The organism is Pelagimonas sp. KU-00592-HH (genome assembly GCF_040369695.1).
Taxonomy (GTDB): Bacteria; Pseudomonadota; Alphaproteobacteria; order Rhodobacterales; family Rhodobacteraceae; genus Shimia.
The window spans coordinates 164,098-188,995 of sequence record NZ_BAABWM010000003.1 but is presented as its reverse complement, the minus strand read 5'-3'; the positions used below and the strand labels follow the sequence as shown (position 1 = coordinate 188,995).

At 58.8% G+C, this 24,898-nt stretch carries 30 protein-coding genes; 12 read left to right on the top strand and 18 right to left on the bottom strand.

The features are described 5' to 3' along the window. Positions 1-33: 33 nt before the first annotated feature. The 3 genes from phaR to ABWV42_RS13290 form a co-directional block, all read right to left on the bottom strand. Positions 34-579 (bottom strand): polyhydroxyalkanoate synthesis repressor PhaR, encoded by a 546-nt coding sequence (phaR, locus tag ABWV42_RS13300; protein ID WP_255106005.1) that lies wholly within the window; start codon positions 577-579, stop codon positions 34-36. A gap of 151 nt (positions 580-730) precedes the next feature. Then, complete coding sequence (locus ABWV42_RS13295; protein ID WP_255106831.1) at positions 731-1,174, bottom strand: phasin, PhaP; 444 nt, start codon at positions 1,172-1,174, stop codon at positions 731-733. A gap of 130 nt (positions 1,175-1,304) precedes the next feature. After that, a complete protein-coding gene (locus ABWV42_RS13290) occupies positions 1,305-3,098 on the bottom strand; it encodes a PHA/PHB synthase family protein (RefSeq protein WP_353340569.1) in 1,794 nt (597 codons plus the stop codon). 105 nt (positions 3,099-3,203) lie between these two features. Between ABWV42_RS13290 and phaZ the strand changes: the two genes are divergently transcribed. Further along, positions 3,204-4,487, top strand: a complete 1,284-nt coding sequence (gene phaZ, locus ABWV42_RS13285) for a polyhydroxyalkanoate depolymerase (RefSeq protein WP_255106000.1) — start codon at positions 3,204-3,206, stop codon at positions 4,485-4,487. A 44-nt stretch (positions 4,488-4,531) separates the two neighbouring features. On the opposite strand, the gene ABWV42_RS13280 is transcribed toward phaZ, so the two are convergent. The 5 genes from ABWV42_RS13280 to ABWV42_RS13260 form a co-directional block, all read right to left on the bottom strand. Then, a complete protein-coding gene (locus ABWV42_RS13280) occupies positions 4,532-5,242 on the bottom strand; it encodes an alpha/beta fold hydrolase (RefSeq protein WP_255105998.1) in 711 nt (236 codons plus the stop codon). A gap of 86 nt (positions 5,243-5,328) precedes the next feature. Continuing rightward, positions 5,329-5,766 carry a VOC family protein gene (locus ABWV42_RS13275; protein WP_353340938.1) on the bottom strand — a complete coding sequence of 146 codons (438 nt, stop codon included), beginning with the start codon at positions 5,764-5,766 and terminating at the stop codon, positions 5,329-5,331. Between the two features lie 18 nt (positions 5,767-5,784). After that, positions 5,785-6,765, bottom strand: a complete 981-nt coding sequence (locus tag ABWV42_RS13270; protein ID WP_353340568.1) for an alpha/beta hydrolase — start codon at positions 6,763-6,765, stop codon at positions 5,785-5,787. After that, positions 6,765-7,523 (bottom strand): alpha/beta hydrolase, encoded by a 759-nt coding sequence (locus tag ABWV42_RS13265; protein WP_353340567.1) that lies wholly within the window; start codon positions 7,521-7,523, stop codon positions 6,765-6,767. The genes ABWV42_RS13270 and ABWV42_RS13265 overlap by 1 nt, the downstream gene beginning before the upstream one ends. Before the next feature lie 70 nt (positions 7,524-7,593). Continuing rightward, on the bottom strand, positions 7,594-7,866 hold the full coding sequence (locus ABWV42_RS13260) for a hypothetical protein (protein WP_353340566.1): 273 nt from the start codon (positions 7,864-7,866) through the stop codon (positions 7,594-7,596). 247 nt (positions 7,867-8,113) lie between these two features. On the opposite strand from ABWV42_RS13260, the gene thrS reads away from it, so the two are divergent. The 5 genes from thrS (at position 8,114) to ABWV42_RS13235 (ending at position 12,871) form a co-directional block, all read left to right on the top strand. Beyond that, complete coding sequence (gene thrS, locus ABWV42_RS13255; protein ID WP_353340564.1) at positions 8,114-10,063, top strand: threonine--tRNA ligase; 1,950 nt, start codon at positions 8,114-8,116, stop codon at positions 10,061-10,063. A gap of 235 nt (positions 10,064-10,298) precedes the next feature. Further along, complete coding sequence (locus ABWV42_RS13250) at positions 10,299-10,607, top strand: BufA1 family periplasmic bufferin-type metallophore (RefSeq protein ID WP_255105988.1); 309 nt, start codon at positions 10,299-10,301, stop codon at positions 10,605-10,607. A 90-nt stretch (positions 10,608-10,697) separates the two neighbouring features. Then, positions 10,698-11,555 carry an MNIO family bufferin maturase gene (bufB, locus tag ABWV42_RS13245; protein ID WP_353340562.1) on the top strand — a complete coding sequence of 286 codons (858 nt, stop codon included), beginning with the start codon at positions 10,698-10,700 and terminating at the stop codon, positions 11,553-11,555. Continuing rightward, the gene (locus ABWV42_RS13240; RefSeq protein ID WP_353340561.1) at positions 11,552-12,301 is read left to right on the top strand and encodes an HvfC/BufC family peptide modification chaperone; all 750 of its coding nucleotides are present in this window, start codon (positions 11,552-11,554) and stop codon (positions 12,299-12,301) included. The genes bufB and ABWV42_RS13240 overlap by 4 nt, the downstream gene beginning before the upstream one ends. 9 nt (positions 12,302-12,310) lie before the next feature. Next, the gene (locus tag ABWV42_RS13235) at positions 12,311-12,871 is read left to right on the top strand and encodes a DoxX family protein (protein WP_353340559.1); all 561 of its coding nucleotides are present in this window, start codon (positions 12,311-12,313) and stop codon (positions 12,869-12,871) included. Here ABWV42_RS13235 and ABWV42_RS13230 read toward each other — a convergent pair. Together ABWV42_RS13230 and ABWV42_RS13225 are read right to left on the bottom strand one after the other, a co-directional pair. Further along, positions 12,860-13,228 carry a hypothetical protein gene (locus ABWV42_RS13230; RefSeq protein WP_255105979.1) on the bottom strand — a complete coding sequence of 123 codons (369 nt, stop codon included), beginning with the start codon at positions 13,226-13,228 and terminating at the stop codon, positions 12,860-12,862. The two genes, ABWV42_RS13235 and ABWV42_RS13230, sit on opposite strands and share 12 nt — an antisense overlap. Before the next feature lie 48 nt (positions 13,229-13,276). Beyond that, a complete protein-coding gene (locus ABWV42_RS13225; protein ID WP_255105977.1) occupies positions 13,277-13,588 on the bottom strand; it encodes an ArsC/Spx/MgsR family protein in 312 nt (103 codons plus the stop codon). A gap of 206 nt (positions 13,589-13,794) precedes the next feature. On the opposite strand from ABWV42_RS13225, the gene ABWV42_RS13220 reads away from it, so the two are divergent. After that, the gene (locus tag ABWV42_RS13220; protein ID WP_255105976.1) at positions 13,795-14,001 is read left to right on the top strand and encodes a cold-shock protein; all 207 of its coding nucleotides are present in this window, start codon (positions 13,795-13,797) and stop codon (positions 13,999-14,001) included. Between the two features lie 45 nt (positions 14,002-14,046). Here ABWV42_RS13220 and ABWV42_RS13215 read toward each other — a convergent pair whose 3' ends face one another. The 3 genes from ABWV42_RS13215 to ABWV42_RS13205 all read right to left on the bottom strand — a co-directional run bounded on the left by ABWV42_RS13215 (position 14,047) and on the right by ABWV42_RS13205 (position 15,770). After that, the gene (locus ABWV42_RS13215) at positions 14,047-14,346 is read right to left on the bottom strand and encodes a hypothetical protein (protein ID WP_353340557.1); all 300 of its coding nucleotides are present in this window, start codon (positions 14,344-14,346) and stop codon (positions 14,047-14,049) included. A 109-nt stretch (positions 14,347-14,455) separates the two neighbouring features. After that, positions 14,456-14,932 carry a dihydrofolate reductase gene (locus tag ABWV42_RS13210; RefSeq protein ID WP_353340555.1) on the bottom strand — a complete coding sequence of 159 codons (477 nt, stop codon included), beginning with the start codon at positions 14,930-14,932 and terminating at the stop codon, positions 14,456-14,458. Positions 14,933-14,936: 4 nt separating this feature from the next. Beyond that, on the bottom strand, positions 14,937-15,770 hold the full coding sequence (locus tag ABWV42_RS13205) for a thymidylate synthase (protein WP_353340554.1): 834 nt from the start codon (positions 15,768-15,770) through the stop codon (positions 14,937-14,939). A gap of 155 nt (positions 15,771-15,925) precedes the next feature. On the opposite strand from ABWV42_RS13205, the gene ABWV42_RS13200 reads away from it, so the two are divergent. Together ABWV42_RS13200 and ABWV42_RS13195 are read left to right on the top strand one after the other, a co-directional pair. Beyond that, the gene (locus tag ABWV42_RS13200; RefSeq protein WP_353340553.1) at positions 15,926-16,354 is read left to right on the top strand and encodes a VOC family protein; all 429 of its coding nucleotides are present in this window, start codon (positions 15,926-15,928) and stop codon (positions 16,352-16,354) included. A gap of 5 nt (positions 16,355-16,359) precedes the next feature. Continuing rightward, the gene (locus ABWV42_RS13195; RefSeq protein ID WP_353340552.1) at positions 16,360-17,061 is read left to right on the top strand and encodes a DUF1194 domain-containing protein; all 702 of its coding nucleotides are present in this window, start codon (positions 16,360-16,362) and stop codon (positions 17,059-17,061) included. On the opposite strand, the gene ABWV42_RS13190 is transcribed toward ABWV42_RS13195, so the two are convergent. From ABWV42_RS13190 to ABWV42_RS13180, 3 genes are all read right to left on the bottom strand, one after another. After that, positions 17,055-17,552, bottom strand: coding sequence for a MarR family winged helix-turn-helix transcriptional regulator (locus ABWV42_RS13190; protein WP_255105967.1), 498 nt, complete (start codon positions 17,550-17,552; stop codon positions 17,055-17,057). The two genes, ABWV42_RS13195 and ABWV42_RS13190, sit on opposite strands and share 7 nt — an antisense overlap. A 92-nt stretch (positions 17,553-17,644) precedes the next feature. Next, the gene (locus tag ABWV42_RS13185) at positions 17,645-17,908 is read right to left on the bottom strand and encodes a succinate dehydrogenase assembly factor 2 (RefSeq protein ID WP_255105964.1); all 264 of its coding nucleotides are present in this window, start codon (positions 17,906-17,908) and stop codon (positions 17,645-17,647) included. Further along, a complete protein-coding gene (locus ABWV42_RS13180) occupies positions 17,901-18,326 on the bottom strand; it encodes a helix-turn-helix domain-containing protein (RefSeq protein WP_353340551.1) in 426 nt (141 codons plus the stop codon). Before ABWV42_RS13180 ends, ABWV42_RS13185 begins: the two co-directional genes overlap by 8 nt. An 87-nt stretch (positions 18,327-18,413) precedes the next feature. Between ABWV42_RS13180 and ABWV42_RS13175 the strand changes: the two genes are divergently transcribed. Both ABWV42_RS13175 and ABWV42_RS13170 read left to right on the top strand, forming a co-directional pair. Then, positions 18,414-19,616, top strand: a complete 1,203-nt coding sequence (locus tag ABWV42_RS13175) for a pyridoxal phosphate-dependent aminotransferase (protein WP_353340550.1) — start codon at positions 18,414-18,416, stop codon at positions 19,614-19,616. Positions 19,617-19,625: 9 nt separating this feature from the next. Beyond that, complete coding sequence (locus ABWV42_RS13170; protein WP_353340549.1) at positions 19,626-20,033, top strand: hypothetical protein; 408 nt, start codon at positions 19,626-19,628, stop codon at positions 20,031-20,033. Between the two features lie 27 nt (positions 20,034-20,060). Here ABWV42_RS13170 and ABWV42_RS13165 read toward each other — a convergent pair whose 3' ends face one another. Beyond that, on the bottom strand, positions 20,061-21,428 hold the full coding sequence (locus tag ABWV42_RS13165) for an MATE family efflux transporter (RefSeq protein WP_255105952.1): 1,368 nt from the start codon (positions 21,426-21,428) through the stop codon (positions 20,061-20,063). 206 nt (positions 21,429-21,634) lie between these two features. Continuing rightward, positions 21,635-22,618 carry a polyphosphate kinase 2 gene (gene ppk2 / locus ABWV42_RS13160; RefSeq protein ID WP_353340548.1) on the bottom strand — a complete coding sequence of 328 codons (984 nt, stop codon included), beginning with the start codon at positions 22,616-22,618 and terminating at the stop codon, positions 21,635-21,637. A gap of 205 nt (positions 22,619-22,823) precedes the next feature. On the opposite strand from ppk2, the gene parE reads away from it, so the two are divergent. Further along, a complete protein-coding gene (parE, locus tag ABWV42_RS13155) occupies positions 22,824-24,782 on the top strand; it encodes a DNA topoisomerase IV subunit B (RefSeq protein WP_353340546.1) in 1,959 nt (652 codons plus the stop codon). Positions 24,783-24,898 lie beyond the last annotated feature (116 nt).

The following is a 24,898-nucleotide window of genomic DNA, read 5'->3' as shown; positions in this document are numbered from 1 at the left end:
AAGCCCCGGAGACATCTCCGGGGCTTTTTCGTATCAGCTCAGCTTGTTGAGCTTATCCTGCAACTCGGAAAGCTGCTTCTTTATATCGTCGAGATCCTCGCCCTCTTCTTCCTTGGGCTCTTCCGGGGTGGTGCTGCCCGCGCCCCAGTTGCCAAGGCCGCCTGTCATGGCCTTCATGAAAGCTTCCTGCTGCGCCTGCATCGCTTCAAGGCCGGGCATCTTCATGCCGCCGCCCATGCTTTCCATCATCTTTTCCTGCCCTTCCCGCAGCATCTCGAAAGATGCCTGAAGGAACTGCGGGACCACGCTGGTCGCCTGGGTGGTATAGCTGCGCACGAGATCGTTCAATACGCTCACCGGCAGCACGTTCTCACCGCGGCTCTCGTGCTCGGCAATGATTTGCAACAGGTATTGGCGGGTCAGGTCATCGCCAGTCTTGAGGTCAACGATCTGAACCTCGCGCCCATCCCGAATGAATCCTGCGATGTCTTCAAGCGTAACATAGTCGCTGGTCTCGGTGTTATAGAGCCGACGGCTCGCATAGCGTTTGATCAGAAGTGGTTTTTTGTCGTCAGCCACGGGCCTCTCCCAGAAATCTTTTTTGCGCGCTGCAGAAAAGCTTATGCGAGTGCAGAAGAAAAAGGAAACAAAAAGAAAGGGGCGGGCCAATGGCCCGCCCTCGCGATCGACACCTACAGGGAGGAATTGGTGCCGGTAGTATCGCTAGAACTTACTTCGAGGTTGCCTTCTTGGCAGCCGCGGTAACTTCGTCGGTTGCTTTTTTGACAGCAGCCTGAGCTTCTTCGGTTGCGTCTTTGCCAGCAGCCATCATCAGCTCAACGGTTTCCATTTGAACTTTTTTCGCAACTTCAGCGAAGGCAGCCATGTTCTCGGCAGCAACTTCTGCCTGAGCCGAAGCGAAATCGGTCATTGCTTTTGCATAGTCGGCCGGCTCGGCTTTGGCTTTCGACATGTCTGCCAGTTTCGACAGGGTGTCTTTGGTCCACTTCGACGAGATTTCCGACGATTTTTCTGCAGCTTCCAGAGCAACGCCAGCCAGCTTTTCGTTCAGCGAGGCGGTGTTCTTGAATGCGTCTTCCAGGGCAGCGGTGTCTACCGGGAATGCGCCCATCATGTCTTTCAGCATTGCGGTCATGTCTTGAGTCTTAGCCATCTTTTCAATCCTTTTGAGATGTGAGGGCCGTTCCCTCATTTCTGCATCTGCAAACAATATGCTTTCTGCATCGCAGCATTTCAAGATTTTTCTTGCTGCAATGCAGAAAAAGATGATTTACCTCATGAAATCAGCGCGTTGCGAGAACGCGAACATAGGTGCCGGGCGCATCACACAAGGCGGGGTGCTCCGAATCACCCGGCTCGCGTGCCGGAATTTGCTTACCAGACCGCGATGACAGCCAGGTATCCCAGCGCGGCCACCACGATCCCTCGTGGAACTCCGCACCTTCCATCCACTCATCCGCCGATCCCTTCACATCTTTGTTCGTGTAGTGGCCATACTTCTTTTTCGACGGCGGGTTCACGATACCGGCGATATGGCCGGACTCGGACACGATGAAGGTTTTCGAACGGCTCTTGGTTTGCTGGAACCCCTGGTAGCAGTCTTTCCACCGCGCAATGTGGTCGGTCTCGCAGGTCACCGAGCAAATCGGAATATCGACATCCGAAATGTGCAGTGTCTCACCGCAAAAGTTGACACCGTCCTTCACGAATTCGTTCGCCTGACACAAGCGACGCAGATACTGATGCGCCATTTTACCCGGCAGACCCGATCCATCACCATTCCAATACAAGAGATCAAACGCCGGCGGTGCCTCTCCCATCATGTAGCTCTTGATGGCCGGACCGTAGATAAGGTCATTGGACCGCAGGAAGGAAAAGGTCCGTTGCATGATGAATGACCGCAGAATGCCTTCGTCATCAATCTCGTCATCAATACCATCGATAAAGTCGTCCTGCAGGAACGGCGTGAACTCCCCCTGGTCAACAAAGTCCGTCAGCGTGGTAAAGAAGGTGGCCGACTTGACCGATTTGTCTCCGCGCTTCTTCATGAGCGCCAGCGTCAGGTGCAGGGTCGTCCCTGCAATGCAATAGCCAACAGCGTTGACCTGCTTCTGCTTTGTAAGTTTCTTCACCTCACTAATCGCGGTGAGGAAGCCATCCTCGATATAGTCTTCCATCCCCACATCGGAATAGGACCGGTCCGGGTTGATCCAACTGACGATGAATACGGTGTAGCCTTGGTCCACCGCCCATTTGATCATGCTGTTCTGCTCTTTGAGATCCAGAATGTAATACTTGTTGATCCAGGGCGGGAAGATGATCAGCGGCACTTCATGCACGGTTTCCGTGGTCGGCGTATACTGGATCAGTTCGAACATGCGGTTGCGGAACACAACCTTACCCGGCGTGGTCGCGATATTGCCACCGATCTCGAACGCTTCTTCATCGGCCAAACGGACAACAAGTTCGCCATTGTTTGCTTCCAGATCCGAAATCAGGTTCTCAAGCCCTTTGACAAGCGATGCCCCTTCAGTCTCGATGGCCTTCTCCAGAACATCCGGGTTCATGCCAAGGAAGTTGGTCGGCGACATCATATCGATGATCTGCTGCGAGAAATACTCGAGACGCTGGCGATCCTTGCCTTCGACGCCCTCAACATCGGCCACCGCGTTGCGGATCGCATCGGCATTGCGCATGTACTGCTGCTTGATGAAATTGAAGTAGGGATGTGTCTGCCAGAGCGGGTTGGAGAAACGACGATCGGTTGGGGTCTCGTCTTCTGCGGCTTCTAGTCGCCCCTGAAGCAACATGTGCTGCGCATCGACAAAGTGCTTCACCGACTTTGTCCAGAACTCGAGTTGATGCTCAATCATCTTGCCAGGATTCTGCACCATGGCCTGCATATAAGCGTTGGCGGCCCCAACAAAAACTTCTTCGTCCGGCGCATTGAGGTCCCGGCGCAGCGGTTTGCGGTGGGTCATAACGTCGACAAGGCGCTTTGAAAGCTCTTCAACACGGGCGAGGTTCTCGTTCATTTGTTCGAGATTCGCGCCTGCGGCATTCTCTTTAGTTGTCATATTCAAAAATTAGCCCTATTCTCGCTGCTACGCAGCATGACACACGCCCTTCCCAACCGGGCAACTTATCCCCGCAGTATAGCTCGGGGCAGATAGGAGACGCCAATGCGCTATATGGCCACGTACGACATGATGGAAACCATCCGTAACACGAACCAATGGATGGGGGCATCTGCTCTCGCTATGGCATCCTACCCTATCTTCTCCTGGATGCCTAACCCTGGGTTGCAATGGATGGCCGCATGGGGCGAAGTGACCGAGCGCACATTCCAACGCATGGTGGTCAAGCCTGACTGGGGTATTCGCACTTTTACCTGCGAAGACGGCAAGGATCACCTCGTCAACATCGAAACCGTGGTCGAGCGCCCCTTCGGCGATCTGATCCACTTCAATGTCGCCGGCCGCGAAGAACAGCCACGCAAGATCCTTCTGGTTGCCCCGATGTCCGGCCACTATGCCACCCTGCTGCGCTCTACGGTCAAAAGCCTGATCGTCAATTGTGAAGTTTACGTGACCGATTGGCATAACGCGCGTGACATTCCTGTCTCCGAAGGCAAATTCGACATCGAGGATTACACCCTCTATCTCGTCGACTTCATGAAAGAGCTTGGCCCCGACACCCACGTGATCGCCGTGTGCCAGCCCGCCCCGCTGACCCTTGCTGCTACTGCCTATCTGGCCGAGGAAGACCCCAAGGCACAACCGCGCTCGCTGACCCTGATCGGCGGCCCGATCGATCCGAACGCCGCCGCGACCGACGTCACCGACTTTGGCCACCGTGTCACCATGGGCCAACTCGAGGAAATGATGATCCAGCGTGTCGGCTTCAAATACCCCGGCGTCGGCCGCAAGGTCTATCCGGGCCTGCTGCAACTCGCGTCGTTCATGTCGATGAACTCTGATCGCCACTCCAAGGCGTTCCGCGACCAGATCATGCGCGTGGTCCGCGACGAAGCCTCCGACCACGACGCCCACAACCGTTTCTATGATGAATACCTCGCCGTCATGGACATGCCGGCCGAATTCTACCTTTCGACGGTTGAACGCATCTTCAAAAACGCCGAAATCGGCAACAACGAGTTCGTCGTTGCTGGACGTAAGGTCGATATCGGCAAGATCACCACAGTGGCCGTGAAAACCGTCGAAGGTGCCAAGGACGACATTACCGCACCGGGCCAATGCGTTGCCGCGCTTGATCTCTGCACCGGCCTGTCGGACGACAAGAAGGCAAGCCACGTTGAACCGGGTGCAGGCCACTACGGTATTTTCGCAGGCAAAAGCTGGCGCAACAACATTCGTCCGCTGGTTCTCGACTTTATCGACGCCAATTCGGCAGCGCCCAAGAAAGCCGCGTCCAAGAAACCTGCCAACAAGAACGCGGCAGCGTAAACCGCACGAAACAACGTTTCAAAGGGGCCCCAGCGGCCCCTTTTTTATTGCAGAACGTAGGGTTGCCGCATCCATTCTCGCAACGCAGCTGTCGTTGCCGCAGGCTGCTCAAGCGTCGGCAAGTGCCCTGCCCCCTCGATAATCTTCAATTCCGCATAGGGAATGAGATCCGCCATGAAAGTGTGGCGCTTCACCGGCGTCAGCCCGTCGTGCTCGCCGCACATCACCAACGCGGGAACTTTCGTCGTGCGCAGGGTCCGCTGCTGGTCAAGGCGCCGCTGCAAGGCACGCACCTGCTGGATGAAGATATCAGGCCCGAGATAGACGCCCATATCCACCACCATCTCCAGGATCGCTTCACGGTCTGGCCCGGGCGCAAGGAACTCGGGCCGCATGAAATCACGCATCACCTGGTCCAACCGCCCTGCCCGTGCGCCCACGATCATCGGTTCGTAAGCTGTCGAACTCTGCGGTGTCTCGGCAAGCGGATTGGTATCCATCAACGCCACACGTGACACCCGATCCGGTGCACGGCGCAAAATCTCCATCGCGACGATGCCGCCCATGCTCAACCCAGCTAGGGCAAATTTTTCTGGCAAGAGCGGTAAAAGCCCCGCGGCAATCTCTTCGATCCGGTCACCCTGTGTAATCGGAGCACAGGTGACAACAAACTCGGAAGAAAGCTCGGCGATCTGTGGCCCAAACACCCGCGCGTCACACATCATGCCCGGAAGCAGAACCAATGGTTCCTGCATGTCTACTCGTCCCTCTCACATCACAGCTTCTGGCGGCTGCAAGATCAGTGTGCCACAGGAAGTGCAAAGATCAACAGACAGGGCGCTCATTCACCCTCGTAACCGTTCCACCGAAACGCACCTGCAACAGATAGCGGCGAAAACGGGTTCCAGGCGATCTCCCAAACGTGCCCGTCGGGATCAGCAAAATAGCCGTGAAACCCGCCCCAGAACACATCCTGTGCCGTTTTCAGGGGCCGCCCACCCGCCGCAACCGCGCACTCAATCAGAGGGGCAACATCCTCCTTGTTGCGCACGTTATGCGCCAGCGTCACCCCCGAGAAACCGCCAATGGCATCCACGGGGATTCCCAACTCCTCTGCCAGATCTTCGCGCGGATAAAGCCCAAGCGTCTGGCCAAGCAGGTCAAACGCAATCACCCCATCGGGGCTTTCGACCCGCGTCCATCCAATGTCCTCGTAAAAAGCGGCAGATCGTTCCAAATCACGAACCGCAAGGGTAATAAGGCTGACACGCTGCTCCATCATCACTTTAACTCCACCTCACAAACCATTAATCCAAGTAATAAATCCCTCAGTTGAGATATCGTTCATCCCAGGTGACATGATGTCCCCCGCGATCACATGGGCATTTGGGTCATCGCCGGCTCCGACGGTGATGGAACTCACCTCGGCCGGTCCGCCCCATGCCACGGCCACGTCACGTGTCACGGCGTGATCAACCACGCTGTCCGCATCCGAGAACCAGAACAAGGCTGGCACCCTTGCCGCGGAATAGTCCTGCTCCCGCGCATGTTTCACGAGCGCCGCCATTTGGAACAGGGCCTCGGTTGGATAGCTCGAAGTCCAGTAGGTGGCGTGCCCCTCATTACTCGGCTCCCAACTGCGCGTCTCTCCCGCAACACGCGGCACCCAGTAACGTGCCCCCGGCATTGTCAGCACCGCAGCAGCCGGATCAGCGATTGCAAAATTCGGCGACACGAAAATGATCCCCGCCACATCCTCCATGAGCGCATCCTGAAGCGCCGCTTCCGCCGCCAGCGTCCCGCCGGTAGAGGTTGCCATCACGACGACCCGCTCACCGACACGCCGCCCGATCTCGACAGCCTCCGCAAAGTCATTCATCCAGCCCTGCGCCGTGGCCTCTGCCAATGCGGCACCGGGCCGCCCATGCCCTTGCAGCCGCGTGTAGACAAGGTTCGCACCCAGACGGTTTGCAACGCGATCAGGAACAGGACGGATTTCTTCGGAGGTTGCAGAAAACCCATGCACATAAACAATGGATACCGGCGTCACATCTCCCGCCGCACCATGCCAAACCATGCGTTTCTGAACACCTGCGGTCAGATCGCTAAAGGGCATCTCCCGTGATGCGAGGTAGGTATCCACATCAGGTCCGATCGACGTCTCATCAAAGGTCGGCACCACCGAAATATGCTCGCGCGGGACAAGAAACCAGGCCCCGAGCCCCAGAACAACCAGCACGAGCAGAACCCGCCCCAGAAAACGCCCGAATGTTCGCATTAGTCAACTCCTGATCGTTCAATCACCTTCTGAACCGTCTTTTCTATCAGATTAAGACAATCATCATCCGAGAACCGGTGATCCGCATCCTTCACCAAAGTCAGGCGAATATCGTCACCAGAGACATGTTCCAACAGGCGAACCGCCGTCTCGGTCGAGACCGCCGTATCGGCCGTTCCCTGCAGAAACCGCACTGGAAAATCGAGCGCGAGAGGCGCCCGCAGAACCAGTTGCGCACGCCCGTCTTCGATCATCCGCTTGGTGATGATGTAGGGCTCCATATAGTCCGACGGCAATTCAACGTGCCCAACGCTTTCAAGGTCGGCCTTCTGCTTATCGGTAAAATTTGCCCAATAGCCATCTTCGGTAAAGTCCGGCGCTGCCGCGATTGTCACCATACCGGCAATCCGCTCCGGCACCGCGCGCGCCAGCAAAAGCGCCTGCCAGCCCCCCATCGATGAGCCCACCACGACAAGCGGGCCATCGGTCAACGCCGCAACCGCGGCCAGCGTGTCTTCGTGCCAATCCCCGATACACCCTTCCTCGAAGGTTCCGGAACTCTCGCCATGGCCGGAATAGTCAAACCGCAGAAACGCCTGCCCCCGCGCCTTGGCCCAGGCCTCAAGGTGGACGGCCTTGGTCCCTTCCATGTCGGACTTTAGACCGCCAAGGAACACGACCGTCGGCCCTGCGCCCTCGGTCTTGTGATAGGCCAGCCTGCGGCCCTTGTCTGTTTCAAGAAATGCGGTCTGCCCCATTGCGCTCCCTCGCGTGGTCCTATTGGCTTTGCTCCAATAGACCCGCAAGCGTTCGACGCCGCAAGAGGCGTTACCCGCCGATATACACCTCTTCCCGCGGGCGGAAGAAAACCTTCTGATTATGAATGCGCCCCAACAGATCCTGAATCTGCTTCATGGTCTCATCCAGCTGGATCGCCTCCTCGTTCGGCGTGCCTTCCTCGTCAAACAATTCTATGTGCTGTTGCGAATAGGCTTCCTTGGTCTGGCGCAATGCGCTTTCAATAAGATCAATATCATCAATGGTCAGTTCGAAATTCGGATTGTATTCGGCCATGTGTTCGGTCTCCTGATTGCGCTGCATCCATCCATACCCAGCCTACTATCCTGCAACAGTCCTGCCTGATCTCCAAAGAATATTACCTCACCTTTTCAACGCCTTAGAAACTATCTTTGCATACATCGGCACACAAACCACATTTCCTCCGGTGCATGCCCCCTCGCCAAGTGACCACTTGACTTGCCACAGCCAAAGGCGCAAAACGCGCCCGAACCATATACCCGCAACCGGGCGTTCCGTGGGCGCCAAACTGACGAGGAGCTTGAGGCTGATGGCCGATATTTCCCTGACTTTCCCCGATGGCAATGTACGTTCTTACCAGAGCGGCATCACCCCTGCCGAAGTGGCAGCATCCATTTCTACCTCCCTTGGCAAGAAAGCGATCTCCGCAACGGTCGATGGCAAACACTGGGATCTCCAGTGGCCGATCGACACCGATGCCTCCATCGCGATCAACACCATGAAGGACAATGACGCCGAGGCGCTCGAGCTGATCCGCCACGATTGCGCACACGTCATGGCCCGCGCCGTTCAGGAACTATGGCCCGATGTCAAAGTCACCATTGGTCCGGTCATCGACAACGGCTGGTATTATGACTTCGACCGCGAAGAGCCCTTCACCCCAGAAGATCTCGGCGACATCGAAAAGAAGATGAAGGAAATCATCAACCGCCGTGATCCTGTCACCACCGAGGTCTGGGATCGTGAGCGCGCGGTGAAATTCTACGAAGCCAACAACGAGCCCTACAAGGTCGAGCTGATCGATGCCATTCCGGGCAACGAACCGCTGCGCATGTACTGGCACGGCCACTGGCAGGATCTCTGCCGCGGCCCGCACCTGCAACACACCGGCCAGATCCCGGCAGACGCCTTCAAACTGATGAGCGTCGCCGGTGCCTATTGGCGCGGCGACAGCGACCGCGCCATGCTGCAACGCATCTACGGCGTGGCCTTCAAGAACAAGGAAGACCTCAAGGCGCACCTGCACATGCTCGAAGAGGCCGAGAAACGCGACCACCGTCGCCTTGGCCGCGAAATGAGCCTGTTCCACCTGCAACCCGAAGCACCGGGCCAGATCTTCTGGCACCCGAACGGATGGACCATCTACACGATGCTTCAGGACTACATGCGCCGCGCTCAGAAACGCGGTGGTTATGTCGAGGTGAACACCCCGCAGGTCGTTGATCGCAAGCTCTGGGAGGCCTCGGGCCACTGGGACAAGTATCAGGAAAACATGTTCATCGTCGAAGTTGACGAGGAACACGCACGCGAGAAGGCCGTCAACGCCCTCAAGCCGATGAACTGCCCCTGTCACGTCGAGATTTTCAAACAGGGCCTGAAATCTTACCGTGACCTGCCCCTGCGCATGGCCGAATTCGGCTCTTGTGCCCGCTACGAGCCCTCGGGCGCGCTGCACGGCATCATGCGTGTTCGTGGCTTCACGCAGGACGATGCGCACATTTTCTCGACCGAAGAACAGATCGGTGCCGAATGCGCCGAGTTCATCCGCTTCCTGTCGGCTGTCTATAAAGACCTCGGCTTCGAAGAGTTCCGCATCCTGTTCTCCGACCGTCCGGAAAAACGCGCCGGCAGCGATGAAGTCTGGGACAAGGCCGAGACCGCCCTTCTCGAAGCCACCCGCGCGGCAGGCATCGAACCGGAAATGAACCCCGGCGAAGGCGCCTTCTATGGTCCCAAGCTGGAATTCAGCCTGACCGACGCCATCGGCCGTGTCTGGCAGTGCGGCACCTTCCAGGTCGACTTTGTTCTGCCGGAACGTCTTGATGCGAGCTACATCGGCGCAGATGGCGAAAAGCACCGCCCGGTCATGCTGCACCGCGCCTGCCTTGGGTCTTTCGAGCGGTTCATCGGTATCCTGATCGAAGAACACTCTGGCAAGCTGCCGTTCTGGCTGGCCCCGCGCCAGGTGGTTGTGGCGGCCATCGTGTCCGATGCAGATGACTATTGCCTGGAAGTGGTCGAGGCCCTCAAAGCCGTTGGCGTGCGCGCCGAGGCCGATCTGCGCAACGAAAAGATCAACTACAAGGTCCGCGAGCACTCGGTCAGCAAGGTTCCCGTCATTCTCGCCATCGGCAAGAAAGAAGTGGAAGAGCGCACCGTCTCGACCCGTCGCCTTGGGGAAAAGCAAAGCAAAGTCCAGACTTTGGACGAAATCGTGAGCCAACTGTCACAAGAGGCAACACCGCCCGATCTGGCATAACCGGCTTTGCAACAATTGCAGGGGCGCGCCACGGGAAACCGGGCGCGCCCTTTTCATTTTCGAAACATTTCCCCGATTCCAGCACTGGAATCTTCACGACACCATCAACCGGCCTCACGGGGCCGTGATACACGCCCCCGTGATTGGTACGTCAGGGGGTCTAGGGCTTAGATTTTTCTCATGTCGCCGAACACGGTGGCCCGAATTCACAACCTACCAAAGGGAAGAGAGAACCATGTCGAAGACCATCAAGACCCTCGCAGTCGCCAGCGCCGTTGCAGCAGCCCTGACCGCCACCACCCACACCGCGGCCAACGCTGCTGAAAAAGAAAAGTGCTACGGCGTTTCGATGGCAGGCAAGAACGACTGCGCCGCCGGCCCCGGCACCACCTGCGCAGGCACCTCGACCGTAGACTACCAAGGCAACGCCTGGACCCTGGTCGACAAAGGCACCTGCACCAGCATCGATCTGCCGGCAATGGCAGACGGCTCGGCCCGCATGGGTTCGCTGGAAGCTCTGGAGCGTGACCTCCCGGCTTCGTAAGCCAACAGGAAGCCCCGGCATAGCATCCCCGCGCCGGGGCTTTTCTCCCAAGGGTGGAAAGCCCCAACAACAAAAGACGGAATGACACCCATGTTTGATGCACCCACTCCCTCACCGGAATTGCCCAACTTGCCGGGTGTCGGCTACAAACCGCAACATTTCCAAGACATTATCGAAAACCCCGGTAGCGTCGGCTGGCTCGAAATCCACGCCGAGAACTACATGGGTGCCGGTGGCCGCCCGCACGCCCAGATGCGCCACATGGCCGAACGTTTTCCGATTTCCGTACATGGTGTTGGCCTGTCGATCGGCGGTGAAGGTCGCCTAGATCCCGAACACCTTGCCCGCCTCAAGCACCTCGTCGACTGGCTGAACCCGACCGTGTTCTCCGAACACCTCGCCTGGTCCTCGCACGAGAGCGCCTTTCTCAACGATCTCCTGCCCCTGCCCTATACCGATGACACGCTGACCCGCGTCTGCGATCACATCGACGAGCTGCAAGAAACCATCAACCGCCAGATGATGCTGGAAAACCCCTCCAGCTACCTCGCCTTTGCCGAAAGCACCTGGAGCGAGCCCGACTTCCTGCGCGAAGTCAGCAAACGCACCGGCTGTGGCCTGCTGCTTGACGTCAACAACGTCTTCGTCTCGGCCACCAACCTGAAATACGATCCGCGCGACTATATCGCTGCCTACCCGCTTGAAAAGGTGGGCGAAATCCATCTCGGCGGCCACGATGAAGACGAAGACGACCACGGCGCGCCGCTCCTGATCGACAGCCACGGCAAACCTGTGGTTGATCCGGTCTGGGCGCTTCTTGATCACACCCTCGAAATCGCAGGCCCGCGCCCGATCCTGATCGAATGGGACAACGACGTCCCCGATTGGCCGGAACTGGAAGCCGAGGCCGGACGCGCCGCCGCCGCCCTTGCCAAGGTGCCCGCATGACCGTCTCCCAGACCGATTTCCGCAGCGCCCTTCTGGACGCCGATCTTCCCATGCCCGAAGGGCTGGTTGATGATCAGGGCCGCCCCGCAGGCCGCCGATTCAGCGTCTACCGCAACAACGTCGCGGTCTCCCTGACCGAGGCCCTCGAGACGGCCTTCCCTGCCGTTGCGAAACTGTTGGGAAACGAGAACTTCAAGGCCATCGCCGGTGTCTTCCTGCGCCAATCTCCCCCCAGCAGCCCGCTGATGATGCACTATGGCGCGGCCTTTCCCGATTTCCTGCGCGGTTTCGAACCGCTCGCGCACCTCGGTTATCTTGGTGATGTCGCCGCCTTGGAACAGGCCCTGCGCCGCTCCTACCATGCAGAAGACGCCACACCGATCGCCGGCGATGCGCTGGCACAGTTTCCCGAAGACCAGCTTGCCGATGTGCACCTGACCCTCGCGCCCTCCGTCGAACTTCTCACCTCGCCCTGGCCGATCTACGACATCTGGGCCTTCAACATGCGCGACGGCGCACCCAAGCCCCGCCCCGTGGCCCAGGAGATCCTGATCACCCGCGTTGAATTTGATCCCGAGCCGCATCTGCTCGGTCCCGGAGCAGCGGTCTTCATCCGCGCCCTCCAGAATGGGAAAACCCTCGGCGAAGCCGCGGAAGATGCAACCACTCACTCTGCCGAGTTCGACCTCGGCGCCTGTCTCACCCTATTGCTGACCGAGCAGGCACTCACCACTGCAACTTTGTGAGGAAACACCATGAACACTCTGATTTCGCTTCACAATTCCATTTTCTCCCGTATTGAGCGGGCCGATTGGCTCGCCCCGACCCTGGCACGTTTTACCTTCGCCGCCGTCCTGCTGTTCTACTTCTGGAACTCCGGCGTCACCAAACTTGGTGACGGCGTCATGGGCATCTTTGCCCCCTCCGTCGGCGGCTATGCCCAGATCTTCCCCAAGGCGCTTGAGGCCGTCACCTATGACACCTCGCAACTGTCAATCTTTCACTGGGCGGTCGTAACCGCGGGCACATGGGCAGAGTTTATCCTGCCGGCCCTCATCGTTGTCGGCCTGCTGTCGCGTGTCGCCGCACTTGGCATGATCGGCTTTATCGTCGTGCAATCGCTGACCGATCTCTACGGTCATGGTGGTATCGAACACCCCGAAACCCTTGGCGCGTGGTTCGACAATATCTCGAACGCCGCCATCCTCGATCAACGGGCCTTCTGGGTGTTCACCCTGCTCGTCATCGTGATCAAGGGCGCGGGTCCGCTGTCTCTCGACCGCCTCCTCGCGCCCCGTCAGAAATCAGAAATGTGATTTCGGCTCGTCAGGTTTGCCCGCGGCAAGGGCCAGAACGCCCCCAAGCGCGGCAAAGCTGATCGGGAACATTGTAAAAACGTTAAACCCAAAGGCGGCATACATGCCGCCTGCGGACAGGATCAAAAGGATCCCGCCCCAAAGGGCTCGCGACCGCGCCATTGCGCCACCGGCAATCGCCAGCAACGGTGACAACAGCCCACCGGCCCGCACAAGCTGCACATTGTCCACCTGCTCGAAAAGGTCATCGACCTCGCCGAACCGTTCGATCAGATCGGTGTAGCCCCAGGTGAAAAAGCCAATGAACATCCCGACGATGCCCGCAATGATCCCAAGGGTGAGTGCTGCGTTGCGCATGTGTTTTCCTTTGCTATGCCTGTTCAGGACATAGGCGTCCTGCCCAGATCAACAAAGGGAAGATTGCACGTCTTTTCCCCATCCCAGATAGAGCTGCCCGTCTTTTTCGATCAGTGGGCGTTTCATCAACGCCGGGTGATCCGCCAACAGCTCCAGCGCCGGCCGCGCCCGCTCTGCCTCGTCCAGACCACGCCATGTTGTTGACCGTGTATTCACCAAAGCGCCCTCGAATTCCGCAAACGCCTTTTTCATGACGTCAGCCGGAACCCCCTCGGCGCGGACATCAACCAGCACGGCACCCTCAAGGGATTTCAAGGCCTTACGGCAGGTATCACAGTTCTTCAGACCATAAATCTTCATTGCACGCTCCCTAATTTGTGACCACTTCATCCAAATTCAGAGCAAAAATTCAATGCTGTTTTGCTTGCTTTTTACAAAACCCGTGCAATCCTTTGTTTAGCATTTATTCAGCTGCTCGTTTTCAATCGACATTTGCGGGCTTCGGGGGGTGCGTCCGCTGGTGCGGTTTGGCCGGCGGAATTGAAGACAATAGAAGGAGAAGCGGTATGCCAAGCGGCACCGTAAAATGGTTTAATACGACTAAAGGCTATGGGTTCATTGCACCTGACGATGGGGGCAAAGACGTTTTCGTGCATATTTCGGCGGTTGAACGGTCCGGTATGACCGGCCTTGCCGACAATCAAAAGATTGCTTTCGAATTGATTGAAGGCCGCGACGGCCGCCAAATGGCCGGCGACCTCAAGGCTCTCTAAGCCGGATGCAGGACGGGGCGCCTGAACGTCGCCCCATTCCATCCCTCAGCTACACCCTTTGACACCCGCAGGGCAGCTCATGCCGTGCGAGTAATACCGGCGTGTCTGTGCTGGCGCGATGTAGGACTCGCTGGTATTGGGCGTGCCACAGCAGATCACCCCTCCAAGCACAATCGGCTGAGTGCCCGTCGGACAATAGTTGGCCGAGGCATTATAAGGCTGAATCAAAATGCCTTCAGGCTGGTTGACCGGCCCGATCTTCGGAGCATTGCTGCTCCAGGTCTGAGCATAGGCCGGGGCCGCAGCAATCGACGCAACGACAGCAAGTTTCAAAACTTTACGCATTGGGAATCCTTCCCATTGAGGAACATGTTCACGTGAATAGGGGAATCCTACGGATTGGCGTCGAACAGGTCAATTTCCACAACGGAAACGATGTGTTTCCGCGCCTCCCCTAGCGCCGCAGATACTCATGCGCAACACAACGCGGCCCCTCGGCACGAATTTCATAGGTCCCGACACGCCGCCAGTCCGCGTCTTGAAATTCCGGAAAATGCGTGTCCGCGCCTTCCACCTCAAGCTCGACCTCGGTCACGAGCAGGCGATCGGCCAGTGGCAAAAGCGCCGCGTAAATCCGCTCTCCGCCCATACCATAGATCCGCCGGTAGCCTTCCGCCTCGGCCAGCGCGATGGCCGCCTCGATGCTTTCCACCCGGTGTTCGGCAATGCCTTCCTGCCGCGACACCACGATGTTCAGACGGTTTTTCAACGGCTTGAACGGCAGGCTGTCCCACGTGTTCCGCCCCATGATGACCGCACCACCGCTGGTCTCGCGTTGAAAGAACGCAAGGTCTTCGCGTACGCGCCACGGGATATCGTTGTCTTTGCCAATCGCACCATTGCGATCACGGGCAACAATCAATGTAATCATAGGGTTATACCGCCACTGGTGCCGAAATCGCCGGATCGGGATCATAGTTCAGAACATCGAAATCCTCGTATTTGAAATCGAAGAGCGACTCAACCTGACGATTGATCCTGACCTGCGGCAGCGCCTTTGGCGTCCGCGCCAGCTGTGTGTTCACCTGCTCAAGGTGGTTGGAATAGATATGCGCATCGCCAATCGTATGCACGAAATCCCCCGCCTCGTATCCCGTCACATGCGCCAGCATCATCAACAAAAGCGTATAGGACGCGATGTTGAACGGCACCCCAAGGAACATATCCGCCGAACGCTGGTACAGCTGAAGGTGCATCTTCTTGCCAACGATCCGCACCTGCCACAGGGTATGGCACGGCGGCAGCGCCATGTCCGGCACATCCGCAGGGTTCCAGGCCGACACGATCAGGCGGCGGCTGTCGGGGGATGTCTGGATCATGCGCACGAGGTCCGCGATCTGGTCCACCTCTCCTGCGTGAAACAGGGGCCGGCCTTCGCCATCCTCGCCCGCGCCGATCAGCTTGGGGAAATGGCGCCATTGATGGCCATAGACCGGCCCAAGATCGCCGTTCTCATCCGCCCATTCATCCCAGATCGAAACACCGTTGTCCTTGAGATAGCCGATATTGGTGTCCCCCGCGAGGAACCACAAAAGCTCGTGAATGATCGAACGCAGGTGGAGTTTCTTGGTGGTCACCAGCGGAAAACCATCGGCAAGGGAATACCGCTGCTGCATCCCGAAATAGGAAATCGTGCCCGTTCCCGTGCGATCGCTCGACTCTTCGCCCTGTTCCAGGATTGTCTTGAGAGCATCATGATATTGCTGCACGTCCCTCTTCCCCCGCTAGGTGTTGTGTTTCTTCCTGTTTACGAGGTCTCTTGCGCGGCTCCAAGCCTCAAAGTTGATCCTGACAATCACTTTGCCTTGGAAATGTCAGGATGCGGTGATTACATCTCCCTCAACAAGCGAAGGGGAAACACCACATGCACCTGAAATACCTGCACACTATGGTCCGCGTGAAGGATCTGGAAAAATCGATGGCCTTCTATGAACTGCTCGGCCTCAAGGAAACGCGCCGCTGGGACAACGAAGGCGGACGCTTTACCCTGATCTTCATGGCCCCCGAGGGCCAGGAGGAGTGCCCGGTAGAGCTCACCTACAACTGGGACGGTGACGATGAATTGCCAAGCGATTCCCGCCACTTCGGCCACCTCGCCTATGAAGTAGGCAACATTTACGAGGTCTGCCAGCACCTGATGGACAACGGCGTGACCATCAACCGCCCCCCGCGCGATGGCCGCATGGCTTTCGTGCGCTCGCCAGACAATATCTCGATCGAACTCTTGCAACAGGGCGAGGCTCTGGCACCGGCAGAACCCTGGTCCAGCATGGAAAGCACTGGCCACTGGTAAGCCCGGTGCGTGCACTCCTGCTCATCACCGCCGCCCTTTCCGCAATTGCGGGCGGGGCTTCCGCCAACTGCCGACAGGCGCTTGCCCTCGGGCTGGATGTCTCGGGCTCGGTCGATTCGTCGGAATACCGGCTACAGCTCGATGGCCTCGCCTCGGCGCTGCTGGCCCCCGACGTGCAGGACGTGCTGCTTTCGACCCCGCGCTGGCCCGTGCGCATTGCCATCTATGAATGGAGCGGGCCGCGCATGTTCAATCGCCGCCTGCTCGTGGACTGGACCGAGGTCAGCGATCTTGCCACCCTCACCTCCATCACCAACCGCCTGCGCGAAACCACCCGCCGCAAGGCCGATCCCTCAACCGCCCTCGGCGCGGCCATGCAGTATGGGGCTGATCTTCTGGCGACCCAGTCAGACTGCGCCAAACGCACCCTCGACATTTCCGGCGATGGCAAATCCAACACCGGCCCCCTGCCCCAGGACATTGCCGCGCCCGGCTGGCTCACCATCAACGGTCTCGTGGTGGGAGAAGCCCGCGCCAGCGTCACACCGGAACTTGGGGAACTGGTGTCTTACTACCACGCAAATGTCCTGCGCGGGCCCGACGCCTTTGTCGAAACCGCCTTGGGTTTCAACGATTTCCACGAGGCCATGCGCCGCAAACTCCTGCGCGAAATCCAGGGCCTGTCACTGGCTGGCCTGGATCAGTAGATATAGCGGATCTGGTCGGTCCAGTAGCGCTCCACCCGCCGCAGCGAAAACGTTATGTCCTCAATCCCCTGCGCCTCGATCACACCACGAGACTGCAGGCCATCGGCATGGCGTTCGAACAGGGCAGAAACAACATCCCGGATCATCCTGCCTTTCTGGGTAAGCCGCACCCGCACTGAGCGTCGGTCAATCTCACACCGCTGGTGGTGCATATACCCCATCTCGACCAGCTTCTTCAGGTTATAGCTGACGTTGCTGCCCTGATAATAACCGCGTGATTTCAACTCGCCTGCCGTCACCTCGTTATCGCCAATGTTGAACAACAAGAGCGCCTGAACCGCGTTCACCTCAAGAACCCCGACGCGTTCGAATTCATCCTTTATGACATCCAGCAGCAACCGGTGCAGACGTTCCACAAGGGCAAGCGCATCCAGGTAGCAGGTCATGAAACCCGCGTCTGTTCTCTGCTCGAGGGGGGCGTGAATGCTCATTCTTAGTCTCCGACATTCCGTATCGTTGTCGGAGACTGGGGCAGAATGCCCAATAATCGGTTAAATCGTCCGGTTAACGCCTAAAATGCGAATTACTCGGCGCCGCTGATGGCCTGAGAGATATCCTTGATCAGGGCTGCAAACTGCTCTGGCGCCGCCGCCTGGCCCGTGACCCACTGGTACAGGTCCTGATCGTTTTCGTGCAAAAGCGCATCGTAGAGATCAAGTGCGGCATCATCCATCTGCGCGAGGTTGTCGTCTGCATAACGTTCAAGGATGATGTCCATCTCCTTGATGCCCCGGCGCATCGAGCGCATCTTCATGCGTTTCAGGCGGTTCTCGCGGGTCTCAGTCATCGGTATTGGCTTCTTTCACTTTCAGGCGCAGCTTCTTTTCCAACCGGGCCAGCTGATCGAGGTTGTTCTTCATCTGCGCCCGGATACCACGGATTTCCACCAGAAGCCCACCCAGATCGGGATCGTGATGGTCCTCCTCCCCCGGTGCAGCCTCAACACCATCACCTTCCCCGGTCAGCAACCAGACAACCGAAACATTCAACAGGCCAGACATCATCTGAAGCTTGTTGGCGCGCGGTTCATTCAGGTCGTCTTCCCAGCCCCGAACCGTCGACAGTTTCACGCCAAGACGTTTCGAGAAATCCTCCTGGCTCAGCCCGGCATAGTCACGCGCAGCCGCAAGACGATCGCCAAAGGTCGCGACATCATCGCCATACCAATAGTCGTGATAGTCCTCATCGGTGAAATCTTCGGCCATCTGTGGCCTCCTTTGCTTCGATCATGCTTGAACGGTGTCCGGCGGCACCCTAAGACATGCACAGATTGAATACAAACGAGGTTCCCGATGACTTTCCTGTCCGCGACACTTTCCCGCGTAAAACCTTCGCCCACCATCGCCGTCACCACCAAGGCAGGCGAGATGAAGGCTGCCGGGCGTGACGTCATCGGCCTTGGCGCGGGGGAACCCGACTTCGACACGCCGCAAAACATCAAGGACGCGGCCATCGCGGCAATCAACGCGGGCAAGACGAAATACACCGCCGTTGACGGCATTCCCGAACTCAAGGCCGCGATCTGCGCCAAGTTCGAACGCGAGAACGGTCTGACATATGAACCCAAGCAGGTGAGCGTCGGCACCGGCGGCAAGCAGATCCTCTACAACGCCCTCGTCGCGACCCTGAATCCGGGCGACGAAGTGGTGATCCCCGCCCCCTACTGGGTGTCCTACCCCGACATGGTCCTGCTGGCGGGCGGCGAACCCGTCATCGCCACCGCAACGCTGGAAAATAACTTCAAGCTGACGCCAGAGCAACTCGAGGCGGCGATCACGCCCAAGACCAAGTGGCTGATCTTCAACTCGCCCTCGAACCCCACCGGCGCTGGCTACAGCCGTGAAGAACTCAAGGGCCTCACCGACGTCCTCATGCGCCACCCGCATGTCTGGGTGATGACCGACGACATGTACGAACACCTCGCCTATGACGATTTCGAATTCTGCACCCCGGCCGAGGTCGAACCCGCGCTCTACGACCGCACCCTCACCTGCAACGGCGTCTCCAAGGCCTATGCCATGACCGGCTGGCGCATTGGCTATGCCGCCGGTCCCGCAGACCTGATCGCCGCCATGCGCAAGATCCAGTCGCAGTCGACATCGAACCCCTGCACGGTCTCGCAATGGGCCGCTGTCGAAGCGCTGAATGGACAACAGGACTACCTCGCCGACAACGCCAAGATCTTTGCACGCCGCCGCGATCTCGTGGTCTCCATGCTTTCGGCAATCGACGGCATCACCTGCCCGAACCCCGAAGGCGCCTTCTATGTCTACCCCTCCATCGCGGGCCTGATCGGCAAGACCACCCCGGCCGGCACAAAGATTGAAAACGACGAGGCCTTCGCCACCGCTCTTCTGGAAGAGGCAGAGGTGGCCGTGGTCTTCGGCGCGGCATTCGGCCTTTCGCCAAACTTCCGCGTCAGCTACGCTACCTCTGACGACGCCCTCAAGACCGCCTGCGAACGTATCCAGGCGTTCTGCGCGTCACTGACCTGAGGAACGTGGATGTCCGCTGATCTGCCTGAATATTACTTCCGGGTTCGTGAAAACGGGGCACTGGTCTTTCGCGTCGACACGCAGAACCGCCAGCGCCGCATCGACATGGATCAGATCGCGGTGGTCAACATCCGCAACGGCGAGATCAAGCCGCACGGTGACCGCATCCTGTCAAATGACGACCTTGAGGTCATCCGCGACTGGATGCAGGAACGTCAGGAGGTGCTTGCGCATCGCGACATCGACGACATCCACCGCGCCGTCGACTACATGAACCTCACCACGCAATGGGCCCAGTCCCGCGCCACCGAGGAACAGCTGGAAGACGTCACCGACGCGCTTTTGCTTGCCATGCACGATCTGCGCTCGGTCCTTGTCCGCAAAAAGGCCGACCGCCTGCTCAAGGGCGGTCAGTAATCCCTTCGTCCCAATGCTCGAAAGCGCTCAGGCCGCAAACTGCCGCCTGAGCGTAGACAGTTTCGGCCCCCAGAAACGCCACATCAGCAGGATCGACGCCGCCGTCAGGCCAACCACCAGCCCTAGCCAGACGCCAACACCGCCCCAGCCCAGCGAGAACCCGAGGACATAGCCGCAGGGCACCCCGATGATCCAATAGCTGATCGCGGCAATGATCATCGGTGCCCGTGTGTCCTTAACGCCGCGCAACAGGCCCAGCGCCATCACCTGCGCCCCGTCCACGATCTGGAACAGCGCCGCCATATACAACAGCGCCACACCCGCGGTCAGGATCACCATCCGGTTCGGCTCATCCGGATTAAGGAACAGCCCCAAAAGGAACTCCGGATAGCTCAGAAACACGACAACAGCACAAACAGCCGTCGCAAAGGACATCAGGATCGCCACCTGCGCGCCCTTGGCAAGGTGTTCGGCATCCTTGCGCCCAATCGCGTTCCCGGCCCGCACCGTCGCCGCATTCGACAGCCCGAGGTGCACCATGAATGTCAGCGATGCCAGCTGAAGCGCGATCCCATGTGCTGCAAGCTGGATCGTCCCAAGCCAACCCATCATCAACGACGAGGCCGCGAACAGCCCCACTTCCGCAAGGTTGGTGATCCCGATAGGCAGGCCAAGCCGGAACACATGGGCAAACGCCTCCCAGTCCGGCCGCCAGAGACGCGCGAAAAGGGTATGCTCGGGAAGAACAACCGCCGCATAGATCATCACCCCGGCAAGCGAGATCACCTGCACCACCAGCGAGGCAATCGCTGCGCCTACAACGCCCAGTTCGGGCGCGCCCCAGTTGCCGAAGATAAGCGCATAGTTCACAAGCCCGTTCGCCACTGCAGCGGCAACCGTCACCCAGAACACCACGCGCGTTTTCTCAAGCGCCGCGAGATAGCTTTTCAGCACCATCACCAGTAGTGCGGGCACCAGCCCCCAACCGGCAATACGCAGGTATTCCTGCGCCGTTGCAGCCACGTCCGGATCCTGCCCCAACGCCAAAAGGATCGCCTCGGAGAACCAGAACAGGGGCAGCGCCACGAAGGCCGCAATCACCGACAGCCACATCCCCATTCGCGTCACACGCCGCAGCGTCGTCTCGTCGCCCGCCGCATCGGCTTCGGCGACCAAGGGCATAACAGCAATGGCAAATCCGGACTCAAGGATAAAAATCACGAAGAAATAGGTACCGCCAAGCACCACAGCAGCCAGCGCCGCCACCGAGTACCAGCCAAGCATGACTGTATCGGTCAAATGAATGGCAAACTGCGCCACGTGCCCTCCGATCAAGGGCAGTCCAAGGCGCAATACCGCGCGCGAATGATCGCGATAGGTGAAAGAACTCGTCATACGCCAAGCCTTAGGCGGCCTGCGACATTCTGGCAAGCACCCTCTTTGCGAGAAACACTCTTCGCATTATCCAGATGGTTCGACACCTCGGATACACCCATAGAAAAAGGCGGCTTGATCCCAACGATCAACACCGCCTTTTCCGAGCTACTGCCCATTCAGAGCGCGCTACATCCCCTCCTCTGGAAGCAGCGCAGCAGCAGCCCTTATTTCTTTCGGGTATCCGGATGCAGCGCCGTGCCCAAGATATGCTCCGAACGATGGATGACATGGCTCGCGGTCGACACGATCAGCGGATCAGGTGCCTGCGCGATATCCAGATCCTTGCCCGGATAATCCAGAGAGTTCAGGAAGTGCAGCATACAGTTCAGACGCGCACGTTTCTTGTCGTTCGACTTGATCACCGTCCACGGCGCATCGGCGGTGTCGGTGTAGAAGAACATCGCTTCCTTGGCCTCGGTGTAGTCATCCCACTTGTCCAGCGACGCCTTGTCGATCGGCGACAGCTTCCACTGCTTGAGAGGATCGGTCTCGCGGCTCTTGAACCGGCGGCGCTGTTCGTCCTGCGTGACCGAGAACCAGTATTTGTAAAGGCGGATGCCCGAGCGCACCAGCATCTGTTCGAAATCAGGGGTCTGGCGCATGAACTCAAGGTATTCCCCCGGCTCGCAGAACCCCATCACACGCTCAACGCCAGCGCGGTTGTACCACGAACGGTCATAGAGCACGATCTCGCCCGAGGTCGGCAGGTGGTTGATATAGCGCTGGAAATACCACTGGCCGCGCTCTTCATCCGTCGGCTTGTTCAACGCCACAACGCGCGCCATCCGCGGATTGAGGTGCTCGGTAAAGCGCTTGATCGTCCCCCCCTTACCGGCGGCATCACGGCCTTCAAACAGCATGACAAACTTCTGGCCGGTTTCCTGCGCCCAAAGCTGAACCTTTAGAAGCTCGGCCTGAATCTTGGCCTTCTGCGCCTCGTAGGTCGAGCGTGACAGCTTCTTGGCATAGGGGTATTCGCCACTTTCAAACGCAGCACGTACCTCTTCGGGGCTTGGGTTGGCCTTGCGTTCTTCCGCAGCGGTTTCCGCCACAACAGGCGCGGTCGCACCATTGGCAACAGGTGCCTCGGCAGCGTCGTTGGTGGTTTTTTTCGATGCAGCGGAAGTGTTCGCAGAAGTTGCGGTCATGTAATTCTCCAATTTTCTGAACTCGCGCACACCCTAACCCAAACACCTTGACGCTGCATTGATGCACGTCAACATGGCCTCGCCTGACAGGCTTTTTCTGCCCGCAATCAATCCCTCCACAGCTATCTCGCGCTGCCCCCTTCCCCATGCCGCGCCCTCCTGCCATAATGGCCCCCAATCAACACCAAGAAGAGCAGCCCGACGCATGGCAAACGATCTCCTGACCGAGACCCAATCGCAATCCTACGACGCCTCCTCCATCGAAGTCCTCGAAGGGCTCGAACCTGTCCGCCAAAGGCCGGGCATGTATATCGGCGGCACGGACGAGCGCGCGCTGCACCACATGGTGGCCGAAATCCTCGACAACTCCATGGACGAGGCCGTTGCCGGTCACGCCAACCGGATCGAGGTGGAACTGCACGCCGATTATTCGGTCACGATCCGCGACAACGGCCGCGGCATCCCGATTGATCCGCACCCCAAGTTCCCCGACAAATCGGCGCTCGAAGTGATCCTCTGCACCCTGCACGCGGGCGGCAAGTTCTCGGGCAAGGCCTACCAGACCTCGGGCGGTCTGCACGGCGTTGGCTCTTCGGTCGTGAACGCGCTCTCGGATTCCCTCGTGGTCCAGGTCGCCCGCAACAAGGAACTGCACGAACAGCGGTTCTCGCGCGGCAAACCGCTGGGTCCCGTCGAAAAGGTCGGCAGCGCCCCCAACCGGCGCGGCACCACAGTGACCTTCCACGCCGACGCCGAGATCTTCGGCTCGCACCGCTTCAAGCCCAAGCGCCTCTTCACCCTCGTGCGCTCCAAGGCCTATCTCTTCTCCGGCGTCGAAATCCGCTGGAAATCCGAGATCGACGACAATGAAACCCCGACCGAGGCCACCTTCCACTTTCCCGGCGGCCTCAAGGACTACCTGACCGAGGTGCTCGGCAGCGCCTCGACCTATGCCGACGCGCCCTTTGCCGGCAAGGTCGAGTTCCGCGAGAAATTCGGCGAGGCAGGCTATGTCGAATGGGCGATCAACTGGACGCCCTCGCGCGACGGCTTTACCCAGTCCTACTGTAACACCGTGCCCACCCCCGAAGGCGGCACCCATGTCACCGGCTTCTGGGCCGCGATCCTCAAGGGCATCAAGGCTTACGGCGAACTGGTCGGCAACAAGAAGGCCAGCCAGATCACCCGCGACGACCTGATGACCGGGGGCTGTGCGCTGGTCTCCTGCTTCATTGCCGATCCCGCCTTTGTCGGCCAGACCAAGGACCGCCTGTCGACCGAGGCCGCCAACAAGATGGTGGAAAACTCGGTCCGCGACCACTTTGACAACTGGCTGGCCGCCGATACCAAATCCGCCGGTGCCATTCTCGACTTTCTGATCCTGCGCGCCGAGGAACGCCTGCGCCGCCGTCAGGAAAAAGAGACCCAGCGCAAATCGGCCACCAAAAAGCTGCGCCTGCCGGGCAAGCTCACCGACTGTTCCGCCACCAATCGGGACGGCACCGAACTTTTTATCGTCGAGGGTGACTCGGCTGGTGGCTCGGCCAAGATGGCGCGCAACCGCAAGACCCAGGCCCTCCTGCCCCTGCGCGGCAAGATCCTCAACGTTCTGGGCGCGGCCTCGTCCAAGATCGGCTCAAACGCCGAGATCAACGACCTGACACAGGCGCTTGGCGTCGGCCTTGGCACCAAGTTCAACGTCGATGACCTGCGCTATGACAAGATCATCATCATGACCGATGCGGACGTCGACGGTGCGCACATCGCCTCGCTTCTGATGACCTTCTTCTTCACCCAGATGCGCCCGATGATCGATCAGGGCCACCTCTACCTCGCCTGCCCGCCGCTGTTCCGCCTGACGCAGGGCGCAAAACGCGTCTACTGCATCGACGAGACCGAGCGCGACGAATGGCTGGAAAAAGGCCTTGGCGGCAAGGGCAAGATCGACGTCTCGCGCTTCAAGGGTCTTGGTGAAATGGACGCCAAGGACCTCAAGGAAACCACGATGGACCCCGCCTCGCGCACCCTGATCCGCGTCACCATCGACGAGGACGAACCGGGCGAAACCGGAGACCTCGTGGAACGTCTGATGGGCAAGAAACCCGAACTGCGCTTCCAGTATATTCAGGAGAACGCGAAGTTCGTGGAGGAGCTGGATGTTTGAGCAACTGAAATTCTGCATTGACTACTGACGCCAAATAGAGACAAATCGACTTAACGAATTAGTTTTGAAGAAGTTCCAAGCATCCGTGCTTCTGGAACATCGTAGGCAGTTGTGAG